General features: G+C 56.0%; 8 protein-coding genes. 4 read left to right on the top strand and 4 right to left on the bottom strand.

Annotated features, from left to right (window positions below):
* Positions 1-513: 513 nt before the first annotated feature.
* The gene (locus tag BLR08_RS30310; protein WP_256257814.1) at positions 514-1,743 is read right to left on the bottom strand and encodes a Gfo/Idh/MocA family protein; all 1,230 of its coding nucleotides are present in this window, start codon (positions 1,741-1,743) and stop codon (positions 514-516) included.
* A 135-nt stretch (positions 1,744-1,878) separates the two neighbouring features.
* Between BLR08_RS30310 and BLR08_RS30315 the strand changes: the two genes are divergently transcribed.
* Both BLR08_RS30315 and BLR08_RS30320 read left to right on the top strand, forming a co-directional pair.
* Positions 1,879-2,790 (top strand): AraC family transcriptional regulator, encoded by a 912-nt coding sequence (locus tag BLR08_RS30315; RefSeq protein ID WP_072337747.1) that lies wholly within the window; start codon positions 1,879-1,881, stop codon positions 2,788-2,790.
* 146 nt (positions 2,791-2,936) lie between these two features.
* A complete protein-coding gene (locus tag BLR08_RS30320) occupies positions 2,937-3,326 on the top strand; it encodes a hypothetical protein (protein WP_072337745.1) in 390 nt (129 codons plus the stop codon).
* A gap of 236 nt (positions 3,327-3,562) precedes the next feature.
* Here the strand turns inward: BLR08_RS30320 and BLR08_RS30325 are convergent, their stop codons facing one another.
* A complete protein-coding gene (locus BLR08_RS30325) occupies positions 3,563-4,813 on the bottom strand; it encodes a S1C family serine protease (RefSeq protein ID WP_072337743.1) in 1,251 nt (416 codons plus the stop codon).
* A gap of 114 nt (positions 4,814-4,927) precedes the next feature.
* Here BLR08_RS30325 and BLR08_RS31970 point away from each other — a divergent pair, with 114 nt between their 5' ends.
* Entirely contained in the window at positions 4,928-5,056 is a 129-nt protein-coding gene (locus BLR08_RS31970) for a hypothetical protein (RefSeq protein ID WP_256257812.1), read from the top strand.
* A gap of 199 nt (positions 5,057-5,255) precedes the next feature.
* Here BLR08_RS31970 and BLR08_RS30335 read toward each other — a convergent pair whose 3' ends face one another.
* Positions 5,256-11,081 (bottom strand): bacterial Ig-like domain-containing protein, encoded by a 5,826-nt coding sequence (locus tag BLR08_RS30335; RefSeq protein WP_072337739.1) that lies wholly within the window; start codon positions 11,079-11,081, stop codon positions 5,256-5,258.
* A gap of 300 nt (positions 11,082-11,381) precedes the next feature.
* Between BLR08_RS30335 and BLR08_RS30345 the strand changes: the two genes are divergently transcribed.
* Entirely contained in the window at positions 11,382-12,311 is a 930-nt protein-coding gene (locus BLR08_RS30345) for a VOC family protein (protein ID WP_072337734.1), read from the top strand.
* A 67-nt stretch (positions 12,312-12,378) separates the two neighbouring features.
* On the opposite strand, the gene BLR08_RS31380 is transcribed toward BLR08_RS30345, so the two are convergent.
* Positions 12,379-14,591, bottom strand: a 2,213-nt coding sequence (locus BLR08_RS31380) for an OmpL47-type beta-barrel domain-containing protein (protein ID WP_371117919.1), incomplete at its 5' end; no start/stop codon positions are given.

A 14,591-nucleotide genomic window follows, 5' to 3' on the forward strand; every position in this document is an offset into this window, starting at 1 on the left:
TGCTAGCGAGAATTTTCATTCTCTATTTAACACTCACTCGTTGTTCAGTTTTCAAAGGGCAATTGCTAGTACGCTTCTTGCGATTCGTAATGTAGCACATCCGAATCTCTTTTGCAACTGTGTTTTTCGACTCTTCCATTCAAGGGGTAATCCTCATGCTCAGAAGCTCTCATTCACTTTTGCTTGGCACTCTTGCTTCCCTCTCTCTCAAGGGGCGAGAAGTAATGTACCATATTCGTTTCTGTTTTGCAACCTCAATTTTTTCCTTCCATTCAAGGGGTCTAACCGCATGTGCAGAAGCTTCCAAACTGTGCTGCTTGCCGTCGTTCTCACGAACGACCGAGTTGTAATGTATCATATTCGACATTGTTTTGCAATACTTTTAAACACTATTTTTTTTACCAGCTGCTAGTCTCCTCCAACGCATGTCTTCTATATATGACATAGAAGCAGGAGCAACCCCTGCTAGACTCGCCAGCACTCGTTTGCTCCCGCCAGTTATCGAGAGATTCGTTATAAGTCATACAGTCCGGTGCCCGGCTGCCGATCGTAAATCCATTTCCCGCCGGTGAAGTCTGGGAAGCTGACTGCGCTTCCTCCCAGTTGGACGGATTGCTCGGACAGTACGGTCACGGCCATCCAGGCCGCCATATCATACACGTCGATCGGGGGCTCCGTTTGTCCGGCGACACTTTCCACAAAAGCCCGGAGACATAAATAATCCATGCCGCCATGCCCTTCCCGAACGCCTTCCTCCTTATATCGCTTCCACAGCGGATGCTCGTACCTCTCCATGTACGGCTCAAAGGATTCCCATTTATGAGGCGGGCTTTCTCCTTCCACATGCATGAGCGCGCCGTCCTCCATCCAGATTGCGCGGGTCCCCTGAACTCTTCCTCCCCTGGAGTAAGGACGAGGCAGCGAGGTGTCGTGGGTAAGCACGATCGTCTCCCCTCCCGCGCATGTGATCATCGTCGTGACGACATCGCCGAGGGCCATGGGGGTACGAGCGGCGAGATGGTCCGGGCCCAAATGCTCGGCAGCCCACAGCGATATGCCTCTCGACTTGGAGGCCATCGAAGCAAGACTTACAAAACGGTTGCCTCGGTTAATGTTTAGGCATTTGGCGAGAGGTCCCAGCCCGTGCGTCGGGTAAACGTCCCCGTTTCTTTTCAAATAATTATGAATGCGGTAGTGCCTGTTCTCGATCCCCGCGGCAACCTCGTCTCTCAGATCGTGCTGGTATCCGCCCTGGCAATGAATGAGTTCCCCGAATACGCCCTGGCGCACCATATTAAGAAGGGCCATCTCTTCCCGCCCGTAGCAGCAGTTCTCGAGCAGCATGCACGGGATGCCGGTCTCCTCCGAAGTGCGGATCAGCTGCCAGCATTCCTCTATTGAAGAAGCTCCCCCTACTTCGGAGCCCACATATTTGCCCGCTTTCATCGCCGCAATCGCAATCTCCGTATGGCTGGTCCATGACGTCGCGATGATGACTCCAGCTATATCCTCGCGGCCCAGGAGTTCCTTATGTCCGCTATAGGTGGAGGGTGACTGCCTGCCGGCGTTTTGTGCAGCTTGGGTTGCTCTGGCTCTGTAATCCTCATGAGGATCTGCAACGGCCACAATCTCGACATCCTCCATCCCCAGAAGCAGGCCCAGCAAGCTTAAGCCGCGATGCCCCAATCCGATTACGCCTAACCTTATCTTACCTTGACTCATGCCGGAACTTCCGTCCATCATGCACCTACTCCTTCAATAACATTGTGAATTGTAGAGATTTATGGTTCCATGTTACTCTATTAAAACATTGAAGTATTTAAGACATTTCGTCACCAAGTTGTGAATTAGCGATAAATTTATCAAGGAGGATCGACCGTGTCCGAAACTTCCCAACCGTCCTGGCCGCCCAAAACCGCGTCTGCCGCCAGCTTTATCCCAAGCATTCATTGGGCCGAGCATCAATTCCTCCCGTCAACTCAGGGCAGTTTCAGACGTCTTTATGATTGTGAATTGATGTATGTATATACAGGCAGTTTGCTCGTGGAATTCGAGGATATGACGGAGCCCATTCTCTATGAAGCCGGAGATCTGCTTGTTCTGCCGCCGGCGGTACGCCACCGGATCCGCGTGGGCGGAGAGCCTCTGGCTCACCTGATCGGCGTACACTTTGATCTGTACGATGAATTGGAAATCACTTTTGATCTGGACATGGTTGTCAAGGAAGATCGCGTTGATGAGCGGTTCTTCTGCGCTTGGCCGCTGCAGTCGGACGGTTCGCCGCTGTTTACGCGGTGCTACCGTTCCGTTCCGCTGGACATTGTAAGATGGATGGAGGAGATCCGCACCGAGTTCAAATCCAAACAATCCGGCTCTGAGCTGGCCTGCCGCGGGTATATGCTGCTGGCGCTCAGCGCGCTGCTGAGGCTGCAGCCCAGCCGGGCACGAACCGGCGCCGCCTCTTACCGCGAGCAGCTGCTGAGGCTGATCGACGAGCTGCAGCAGCATATGCACTTGCATTATTCCAATGCGGCCATGGCAGACAGATTGAATATTAGCGAGGATCATTTCATCCGCTTGTTCAAGCAGACCTTTGAATTAACGCCGCAACAATATCTCCAGCACATGCGCCATCAAGCGGCGAAAAGAATGCTAAGGGAAACCGACTATAAAATTCAACATATCGGCAAGCTCGTCGGCTATGAAGATTTGCATAACTTCAGTCATATTTTCAAGAAGTGGCAAGGCGTCTCGCCGCGCGCTTACCGCAGCATGCACGGCATTCTGTAAATACCGATCAATAAGCTTGCTTCCCTGCGGCTTAAGAGCGACAAAGTGGAACAAGTTTACCTTTCTTTTGACAGTCGGTTTCGACTGTATTCTTAATCTAGCTGCTATATGATAGAAATACATCATTTAATTAGAGGAGGTTGGACATGTCCATGGAGATTGTTCACGAAATGGAGCCTATGCCGATGCCGCCGTCCGTATGCCCTGAGCCCGCGCAGGAACAGGTGAAAGCCCCTAAGCTGACTATGAAATTATTATATGAGCTCATCGGAGAGCTCCAGGAGGAAAACCGCGCGCTTGCCAGCAGACTGGAGCAATTCGAGGCCTGCCAGCAATTCCGGCTGGAGGTGGCCGCCGCTGTGCAGTGGTCAACGATCCCTCTGGAGCCGCAGCAGCTCGCTACAGCCGTAACGGCAGACGTGATGCCGCCTTCCATAGACGACTCCGACGAAGATTACATGCTGCCCAGGTCCAAGCGGCATATGGCGCCAAAGAAAAAGACCGCCTTCTGGAGCCACTGGTTTTCGCGCGGCTGACCAAACCCGGCCTCAAACTCACAGCCCCTTATCCCGGCAAGCGGGACAAGGGGCTATGGTTGTTTTATGGCGACAGCCGCAGGCAGAGCTTCGGCCGGGTTTGTTGGACTTTGTTCGGCCTCTTCACGATGCTTTTCTTGTTAAATGACATAAGAATAAGCTGCGATCAGCATACTTATAAAGACAAAGGAAAGGAGCGGCCACGTATACAGCGTGTGTTTTCTATCCATTACGCATCACTCCGCGTTCTTGTTGCCTATCGTTACGGCAACGTCGCTTGTTTTCCCGTCGCGAACGGTAGTCAGCGTGATTTGGTCGCCTACCGCCAGTTCCTTGATTTTCGCAGACAATTCTTCGGCATTCGCTACCTTGTGGCCATTGACGGCTGTAATCACATCGTAAGTACGGATACCTGCCGCAAATGCGGGACTTTTGGGAACAATTTGCGTGATAACCGCCCCGGTCTTATCGCTCAGCTTCAGATCGGAAGCCCACTCGTCGCTGACGTCCTCCAGCGCGACGCCCAGATAGGGAACCGGCTCCTTGGGGATAGCGACGTTATTCTTGAGATTTTCCAGCACCGAAGCAATCGTGCTTGTCGGAATAGCGAAGCCCATCCCTTGCGCTTCCGCGTTCACCGCCGTATTGATGCCGATAACCTCGCCATTCATGTTCAGCAGCGGTCCGCCGGAATTGCCCGGATTAATGGATGTATCCGTCTGCAGCAGGTGCTTGTATTCCCGCGTCCCCTGATCGCCCTGTATCGAGATTGGACGCTCCTTCGCGCTGAGCACGCCGACGGTAACCGTCTGATCATAGCCGTACGGGTTGCCGATCGCGACCAGCCAGTCCCCGACTTTGACCTGATCGGGATCGCCCAGAGGGAGGTAAGGGAAGTCTTTGTCTCCCTCAATCTTGAGTACGGCCAAATCCAAATCATAGCTGTTTCCGAGCAGCGTCGCCTTGAGCGGCTTGTCATAGCCCTCCACCGTCACCCAAATTTCCTCAGCGCCTTCGATCACATGCTCATTGGTCAAAATATAACCGGATTTTTCGAAAATAAAGCCGGTGCCCATTCCTCCGTCCTGAAGCTCATCCGTCTCGCCTTGGCTGCCGAAAAATTGCCGGTATCTCGGATCGCTAAACCGCGAGTTCGCGCTGTTCCCCGCCTTGATTTTGGTTTCGATCTTCACGACCGCAGGCTTGGACTGCTCGACGATATCCGAGATGCCGCCGTTCGCTCCCAGACTGACAGCCGCCGTCTCTACGCCGGCCTGGGCCGCAGCTGGAGTCGCAGTACCCGCACTGGCCGCCGCAGCCTCTGTGGCCGCCGCCATCTCCCGAACGGGCGTAAACAAGTTCATTTTATCCGAAGCGAGCATCAAGCCGCCCGTCATCATCGTTCCTGCCAGAAATGCAGCCACCATGCCCCGAAGCTTGGGGGCTTTACCCGCATTAGGCGTTTGTCTTGTCATCTTGTTGTCCATCTATATTCAGCCTCCCTATCTCTAATGAATGATGAAGCAGCGATTAACGAATAACTTTCTTTCGTTGACTCTATCATCGCTCACGGACCTTAAGAGAGGATTAATAGCACCTAAATGGGAGTTAAAAAAAGCAGCGGGCTTTTTCTGCCTGCCGCTTCCGCTCTCGTCATCTCCGTCTTAGGCATCAGCATGCCGCCTGCTCCGGTCACAACAGCCAAACTTGTGCAGCTGGCAACTCCCTGATCTCTATGCGTCATTCCCGTGAGCTTGCCTAGAAAGGCAGCACAGTTGCGCGCGGCTTCTGCGCCGAGGGTACGCGAACGCCAAACGGGATGAAGCAGGCACATTTCCTGCTCCATCCCGTTTGTGTTTTCGTATCACCAACAGCTGCAGCTCGCTTGGCCAGTTGGCAAATCCCTATTTTCATCCAAGCGAAATCCCTCTACTCATACAAAGCGTTGTATATCCGGTACATCAACACGGCCGCTTCCGCGCGCGAGGTATCCGCAACCGGCTGGAGCCGGTTCGCGTCATCGCCCTGGATAAGACCGGCAGCCTTCAGCTCGGCAACAGCTGCTGCCGCATAGCCGGCAATGGCCGCTTGGTCCGCGAATTCCGCCGGGCTTCCGGAAGCTCCGCCAGACGCCGCTGCCTTGAAGCCGGCCGCCTTCAGAGCCCGGGCTGCCATCACGAACATGTCCTGTCGCGTGATCGGCGATTGCGGTTCGAACTGGCCGCCGGACGTTCCGTTTACGATGCCAAGCTTCCTGGCTGCGCCTACTTCTTCGAAGTAGTAATCCGAAGGATGTACGTCCGTGAAGCCCATATCGGCTTGGGCCGACAGGCCAAGCGCTCTGACGAGCAGCAGGGCATAGTCCGCGCGCGTGATCCGGTTATCCGGAGCGAACCTCGTATCGGACACGCCGTTAATAATTCCTTTGGCGGCCATCACCTCGGTTTCCCGCTTGGCCCAAGGCGTCAGACTGATATCCTCGAACGTCTTAGGGTTATACACAACCGCATATTGACTGAAATGACGGGTGGAGAAATGCACCTTTCCATCCGCAGCTCTGTATCTTCCATTTGTAACTGGAGTAATCTGGCCCTCTCCGTCGATATACCAGACTGCGATCAGTTCCGGGTCCGTCTCGCCGCTTGCCGGCTTATACGGAACGGACACCCGGACTGCCGCTGCAGGATTGCTCCAGCTTACAGGCTTCCCGTCCACGGTCGCCTGAAAGTCGTACACGGGACGGCCACCCAGCTTTTCCTTCAGCGACGCCGGCGGCGGAGACTGCTTCACCGCTATGCCGACCTGGGAAGCCCCCGCCAGCTGCGAAGCTGTAAACATGTGGCCCGGCAGCAGCAGGCTGACCGATGCGCTCTTCACTTCAAACTGCACCGAAGCCGCGCCTTCGAGATAGGCCGATGCCGGCAGCACGATCTCATAACCCCTGCCAGCCGCTGCCTCGGCAGGCAATTCGATGCGTACCGTCTTTCTGCCTTGGCCGCCCGTCTTCGCGCTGGAGAGCGCAGCTTGGATAGCTGCCGAATCTACCGCCACTTTGACGCTTCCGCCGCTGCCCGTCTGGACCGTCCCCTTTACCGTCACACTACCGTCTGTGTTGACCGGAGCGGCTGGCGTCGGTGCAGCAGGAGCTGCAGGAGCAGATGTCCCGCCGGAACCGGTGTCACCGCCCGAATCACCGCCCGTGCCAGGATCTGTTCCCGGATCTGTACCTGGATCCGTTCCTGGATCTGTTCCCGGCTCAGGCTCCGTGCCCGGTCCTGTAGGCGCCAGGAATTTCAGGAAATCACCTCGGATGATGTTCCCAGCTTCATCTCTAAGGTAATTACTCACCGGCTGCAGGCTTGCGAAATTCGCATCCGTCAGCTTCACGCCGGATTTGTTGACCGACGCCGCGCCGTCAAAGAAATAGTTCGTATTGGACGCAAGGCCAGCGGGGTAACTATCCTTGGCTGTATACTTCTTCTGGTACGAAACAAAACCGCTGATCTTGAAATCCGTCTTGATGCCCGTGTATGTCGTAAAGCTCAAATTGCCGCGGGCATTGTCAAATCCGATATTGTTCTCGGCAATGACGCCCGGGTTGCTGTTGCTGGTGAAGCCATAGGCTCCGTTGCCGAACGCGATGCTGTTCCGGATCACATGGGGCACATGGATGCCTTCGCCGCCGAGCTTGAAGCCGTTTTTATCGCCTGCGCCCACGGTTCCATCCGTCAGGAATCCATTGTTAAAGGCGATGCTGTCCTCGATCAGCACAGCGCCGATCGCTCCCGTGCCTGCCTTCGTATACAAGTCCCATCCGTCGTCAATGTTGTTGTGAGCGATAGTTCCGCGGAAAATATTGCCTACGCCCGAAGTTAACTTGGCGGCAAAGCCGTCGGCATTATTATCGGACGGATCGCGGTTATCGAACGAGGCGCTGTTCAGAATCAGGTTATGAGACGGCCACTCGGAGCGGTCCTCCGAATTGCCTGTCCGGCTGATCTGCAGACCGGTGTCGCCATTTTGATAGAAACGGCTGTTTTCCACAATGTTATGGCTGCCGCCGACCGTAAAGCCCTTCGTATTGCCGGCCGATCGTTTGAAGTCAATGCCATATACATGCCAGTAATGGCCGCTTAGCACAACGCCTTCGGATTTCTTGTCAAAATCAATGACGGGCTTCGCCCCCGGAGCCGCTACAAGATATTTGCGCGCGTCCGGCCTGCCGTCGTTATACTTCTGAATCTCCAGCTTGGAGCTGCGCGCATACGTTCCGTCAAGCAGAATGATCTTCTGCCCCGGTCTGACGAATGGAATCGCCGTATCCAGATCAAGCGGCTGCTCTTTCGTCCCTGTCCCCGCACTCGTCCCCGCCGGCGACACATATATATCCCCGCCGGGCACGTAGGACTTCACCGAGACCGAATGATTGCGGACCAGCTTGTCATAGGAGGTCAAATACTGCGTGTCGTCCGGCAGGAACGTCACGCTGAAATTCGTCCTGCCGTTTGCCGCCAGCACCGCCGGAATCGCCGTGATTTTGCCGGCTTCGATGGCCGTATCTTGAGCAATCACCGTTTGCCCCTGCTTCACCGCGACCGTCCCGCGGACATTGGAGCTCACCCGCAGCGCATAGTCCGTCTCGGATGTTTTATCCAGAGACACGACATGAAGCTCGGGCGTCGCCGGAACGACCGGCGCCTCCACCTTCGGCGCGTCCGTCCGGGCCGCGGTCACCGCGAACTGGATGTTGCTGACCTCGATCGTCGCCAGACGCGCAGCGTAGAAGCCCACATAAATTTTGGAATCCTGAACGTTCAGAATATCCGGCGTATAGAAAATCTGCTCGGCTCCGTCATTCAGCTTGGCCGTATAACCGCTGTTCGTTTTGGCCAGCGTCAGACGGTACGGCTGAGCCGGATATGTGTTCGCTGAAGAAGGTCTTTCTTCCTTCAGCATGATCTTTTGAATGCCTTGACTGCCGGCTCCATCCTTGGATTCCACACCGGTCCGAATGAAAAATTGCGTGCCGTTAACAGCGCCCGTTCCGCCGCTAAAGCCGCCCACGGCAGCGATGTTGGAGGCAAATACGCTGGAATCTCCCGCCGTACCGATCGCGTCGCGCGCCATCAGGCCGAACGACTCCTGTCCGTCATGCGGCGTCTTCGCGTAAGCGATGACCGACACATCGGCGGACAGCACGAAGTTGTCCTCAGCCGCGTCAATTTCCGTGTAGTAGAACGAGATGCCGTCATGGTCTCCGGTTACTTTGCCGCCGCCTTCCAGAGCAACCAGTTCAACTGCGGCGCCGTCATCCTTGACCGTCACCTTATTATTGGCCGCCGAGGTGGACTGGCCGAAGCGGATGCTCTTCCATACCGGTGGCTGCACGCTGCGCACCGTCGCCTTCAGCACGATCGGCTGAATAGTCGTATCGGACGGCATAATGAGAATATCGTAAGTCCCTGGCTCGGCAGAATCGAAAGCAGATGCATCCACCGAATATTGACCGTCGTCCATCGCTTCGCGGTCCCCGTTATCATATACCTTGGACACCTGCAGACCCGCCGGGTCAAATGCCTGCCCGGCCGCATACGTCGTCTTCGGATATCCCGTGACCTGAATGCCGGTCAATTCCTTGACTTTGACCGTTAAGGTCAGCTCCGCTGTTTTCCCCTTGTGCGCAATCGTCAGCATCTTGCTGCCGGGGCTGCCCGTATCAAGCGCGCTTACCGTGAACTCATTCTTAAGCAGACGAGTCTCGGTGCCGTCATTATATTTGGCGTAGACCACTAGTCCGTCAAGATCCAGCTTATCGCCGATATAATAAAGCGTTTTTTGCGGCTGCTGGCGGATGTCCAGCCCTGTCAGCTCCGCACTTTTCACCATAATATCGAACGTGGCTGTCATCGACGGCGTTTCTGTCGAAGCGACGACAACGGTCTTCGCACCCGCTGTCTGGAACTTATACGCTCCAGCCGCAAGCGGCGCTCCATCGATGGAGAACGTGTATTGGTCTTCCGTCAGCTCGCGCGTGACCCCATTATTGTACGAGGCAAGTATCGTGAAGCCCTCGGGGTCAAACGCATCGCCGAGGTAATACGTCGTTTTGGCCGGATAATACTGGATATTCAGCGCTGTCACCGTCAGCGAAAGCACTTGAACCGTCACGGTAGCGGTCACGCCGTTATAGTGAATCGTCAGCGTCTTAGCACCCTCGGTGGCGCTGTCGAAGCCCGTCACCATATAGTCGAAGCGAGACAGCGATTCCCGGGCCCCGCCTGCGTGAACGGCGGTCACCTGCAAGCCGCTCAGATCCAGAGCTTCGCCGATCAAATATTCCGTTTTCATCGCCGCCGAATTGACGATCAGGTCATTCGTGGTTTTCGTATTCACCTTGATGTCGAATTGACTGAAGGTCACCTCGGCATCCCGGGCCACATACAAGCCGGCATACAGATTGTCCGTAAACAAGCTGTCCAGCACAAGCTGCCTGCTGACTCCGCCTGCTGTCATCTCATACGCGCTGCCGGATTTCCTGATCTTGAGGTCGTACACTTCATTCGCGGCCGGAGCCGGGACACCGGGCAGATCCAGCTTCGTATTGCTGCCTCCGCTTGTCGTACCGCTTACGCCCTGCTTGTAGAAAGCCTGCACCACGTTCGGCGTCCCGCCGAATGCCCCTATCGCCACGTAGTTGGATGATTGCGTCGAGCTGCCGGTCTTGAAATCGTCGCGAAGCATTAATCCGAAGGACTTCTGCCCGGGGGTAGAGATGGAGCTCGTACTATTGAAGCTGCGCACCGTCGCCTTGGCCGTCAGCTCGAAGTTCGAGGCAGCAGGCAGCTGCTTGTAATAATACGACAGGCCTTCGTCGGTTCCGGCCACCTTGCCTCCGGTCGCTTTCAGCGTGACCGAGCCGTCCGCGTTCACGGTCGGGTCCGGATTACGGCCGGATGAGCCCGTACTGGTGTTCGAACCGAATGCGCTGAACTGCCATTCTCCCAAATCCACCTTCGGTTCCATATACAGCTGAATCTGGCTGAACGTCACCTGCGTATTGCGGGCTGTATACAGACCGGCGTAGGCCATTCCGGCGGATACATTTTCCACCGTCTTCGTATCGTCCCCAATCTTCAGCACGTAGTTATTGCCTATCCGCTTGATGCTAAGCGGGTAAGATGCACCTGCTGCGGGCGCCACGGCCGTTGTCGGGTCCATCGTCACTACCGGCTTCAGGCCGCTGTCCGGCGTCGCCGTCAGCTGTTTGTGAAACGCCTGCATCTTCTGCGAGATTGCGCCTGCCGCCACATATTCGCCGGCCGAATAAACGGCGCCGTACACGTTCTCGAATACGCTGCTGCGCACCATCAGCCCGAACGACACCTGGCTATTCGCCGTCCACGCATCTACCGTGGCGGTAGCAGTCAGCTCAAAGTCGGCGTCGGCCGGAATGGACCGATAATAATACGCGATCCCCTCGGTAGGCGTGGAGCCTGTCGCGATTTTGCCTACATTATTGGAGCTGCGCAAGGTCACCGTGCCGTCGGTGTTTTCCTTGATGCCGAAGTTGGCTGCGGTAATTCCGCCCGATCCCACATCGCCGAAGACGCTCCCTTTCCAATGGCTGCCGTCCGCAAGCTGAATCATCCCTTCCGGCGGTTCCGCCGCCGCTGACGCCGATGGTCTCAAAGCCACCGTAGACATCAGCATGACGAAGGACATGATCAGAGCAACGACCTGCATCGATTTTCTCATTCCACCTGTTCTCCTTGTCTCGCTTTTATTGGGAATACCCCTTTTTTATAAGCGCTTACAAGTAGGTGCGTCAATAATCACTAGAACAGATTGGGGAGCGGATGCGGGGGATGTGGGCAGAGGATTATTACGATTCCATCCTTTTCTTATATTCCATCGGAGCCAGGCCGTCAAGCACCGGGTTGGCAGTAATCAGCGAGGCTGCGCGCAAGGTAGACGCCTGCTGCACAAAGCCGCAATCCAAAAGAAATATGCTCTGCCGATTCTATGATAAAATCAAGAAAAAAGGAGGAATTTATGATGACGCATGTGACTGACAGTTCGCCCGCCCTTTCGATCATCCCGCATCTCTGGTTCGACACGCAAGCCAAGGAAGCCGCAGAGTTTTATTGCTCCGTATTTCCGGAATCCAGCATTCAAAGCGCTGCGAAGCTGCGCGATACGCCCTCGGGCGACGCCGATCTGATTTCATTTACGATATGGGGCACCCCGTTTATGGCGATTTCGGCGGGACCTTACTTCAAGTTCAACCCTGCCATCTCGTTTATCGTCAACTTCGATCCGTCGCGGGAAAGCCGCGCGCGCGAACTGCTCGATGAAACTTGGAATAAGCTGGCCGAAGAAGGCATCGCATTGATGCCGCTCGGCGAATATCCGTTCAGCAAACGGTACGGCTGGATTCAGGACAAATACGGCGTCACTTGGCAGCTTATGCTGACAAACCCGGAGGGCGAGCCGCGGCCGACGATCATCCCTTCCCTGCTATTTACGGGTGACAACTACGGCAAGGCGGAAGAGGCCCGCGAGCTGTATTTGTCCGTGTTCCGCAACTCGAAGCCGGGACCGCTGGTCAGATATCCCGCCGGCATGGAGCCGGATCAGGAGGGCATGGTCATGTTCACCGACTTTAAGCTCGAGAACACCTGGCTTGCGGCGATGGACAGCGCGTTCGAGCATGGCTTTACTTTCAACGAGGCGATCTCCCTGCTCGTCCACTGCCGGACGCAGGAGGAGCTCGATCATTACGCGGACAAGCTGTCAGCCGCTCCCGAAGCCGAGCAATGCGGCTGGCTCAAGGACCGGTTCGGCGTTTCGTGGCAATTTTCCCCCGTTGTCATGGAGGAGATGATGTCGAAGGGAACGCCGGAGCAGATCCAGCGGGTAACGGAAGCATTCCTAAAAATGAAGAGGTTCGATATCGCCAAGCTGGAGCAGGCATTTCGGGGTTGAAAAATGGGAGAAATCAAGTGAAAGAGCCGGTCGGGCTGCTGCCGACCGGCTCCAAATTTCCCTTCTGCTATTGATTATGCGGCACGCGGACTGCGACGGCTTCCTCAGCAGCATGGCCTGCTGCATCGGTGATAACGTAGGTAATCGTATAGATTCGGCCTTCCCCGCCGCCTAATCGCTTCGCCCGAAGCTGGAACTCCCGATCGTCGGTACCAAAGGCCGCATCTACTATATCGGTGCCGGTTTCGGCCGGTTCATTACTGACGATCGAGACTAATGCCACCGACGCCACCCCGGAGCCGGCATCGGACGCATCGACCGTCACCTGAACGGTATGCAGCTTGCCGTTCGGCGGCCAGATCGATTCGGGATTCGCCGATACTATCGCCTCCGGCGCAGTCGCATCAATGCGGAAGCTTACCGCCTTCACAGTTTCGACATTGCCGGCAGCGTCCTTGCTGTAGAACTCCACCGTATAAACGCCGTCATTCCCGAACAAGATCGGCCCGTTATACGGTATCCATCCTCCGCTATTGACCCGGTATACGGTCTCGGTCACGCTGGAGGCTTCGTCCGTTGCCGTCAGCTCCACGCGAACCGGAGCCGTGTGCCAGCCGTTGACTTCCGTGCCGCCTTCCTGCGCGATGACGGCGGTCGTCTCCGGCGGCGCTTCATCAAACGGATGAATCGTAACATCGATAAAGTAATCTTTGTTGTAATCCCGCAGCGGAACCTGGCCGGCCGGCAGCACAACCAGGACGGTCGTTCCGTCCGTGCGCACTTCATTCCGCTTAATGACGCTGTTCAGCGATAGCGTCGAGCCGTTCGTCTTGTGCGTCAACGTGCCTGTAATGCGCAGGCCGCTCAAGATGTTTTCCCGCATAGGAAACGGGAACGCCGACTGAGGGACGACCCACCGCATCACACCTTCCGACGAGTTCATCCCTGCAAAGCTTACCCGAATATCGATCGGATCGAAGCCCCCCAGCTTTCCGGGCGGATGGATCGTAAGCGTCAGATTGTAATTCGTGTACGTGAAGAGCGGCACGTCATCGGTCGGGTAGACGACCAGCACGGTGGTGCCGTCTGTCCGCACCTCATTCCGCTTGATGAAGCTGTCCAGCGTTAGTGTCGAGCCGTCCGTCTTATGCACCAGCGTACCCGTCACGCGCAGGCCGCTCAGCAGGTCTTCCGTAACCGGGAACGGGAAATCCGCCACCGGTACAACGAAGCGAAGCGTCTTCTCCGTTGGACTTGTTCCCTTGACGGTTACCGTCGTCTCGAACGGTTCGAAGTCTTCAATCGACTGCGGCAATTTGATGCCTGCATCGACGAAATCATTCGGCGTCAGCGTTCCGCCGCCGAGATTCTCCGTTTGGCCGTTCGCCTTCGTCGCCGTCAGCGTATACGTAAAGCTTTTCGTCGGATCGTCCACCTTCACCAAGAAATCGTAAGGGTATCCGGCGTTGTCCACAGTTGTCTCCGGCCCGCTGCCGATCCGGTACTTCATGGTCAGCTTGCTCGTCGCATCGTCCCGGTCGCTGATGTAGACGTAGGCATGATAGCTTTCCGGCGTAATTTGGATGACGTGTCCATTGCCCCTCGTATGCTGCGATACGGTGCCGCGCGCATTATTGGAATACACATAATCCGGGTTGGCATAAGCCGGCGCCTGAACGCCCGGGATGTTCAACACAACCGAACGAATCCCCTTCGATGGAATATCGATCGTGAAGCTTCCGTTCGTCACGGCAACGGAAGATGCCGTCCCATTCGCCTCGTAGACCGTCGCAGTGCCCGTATACCCCGCACCGCCCGGCACTTTCCCACCCAGTGCAATGGTGCTGCTCACCGGTGCGTTGCCTTCGTTCATCAAGGCGAGACCCAGCACTCCGTTTTTCCGCGCCGCGATATAATCGATCTCCACGGTGTCGGGAGAAATAATGCCGCGATCCAGCCACAGCCACATGTCTTCCTCGTTATAGAACTTGCCCGGCGCATGGCCGAACTGATTCGAGGCGAAGTACGCGTACCCCGATTGGTAAATCGACGGGAATTCGATGTGCCGCTCGGACTTCGACCAGGCGCTGTTGATCAGGAAGTCCTCCAGCATGGAGATGAAGACCGGAATATGATGCCAGTAGATCGACGTATAATCCGGACCGGTATACGGGTAATCCGCCTTCATCTGGTGGAAGATCGCCCTATCCTGGTAGTAGCCCGGATAGTTGCCGAATCGGCCGATCATCGCATTGCGCGCCATCGTTTCGAAGTACGGAT

It is taken from the genome of Paenibacillus sp. cl123, assembly GCF_900101595.1.
Lineage (GTDB): Bacteria > Bacillota > Bacilli > Paenibacillales > NBRC-103111 > Paenibacillus_G.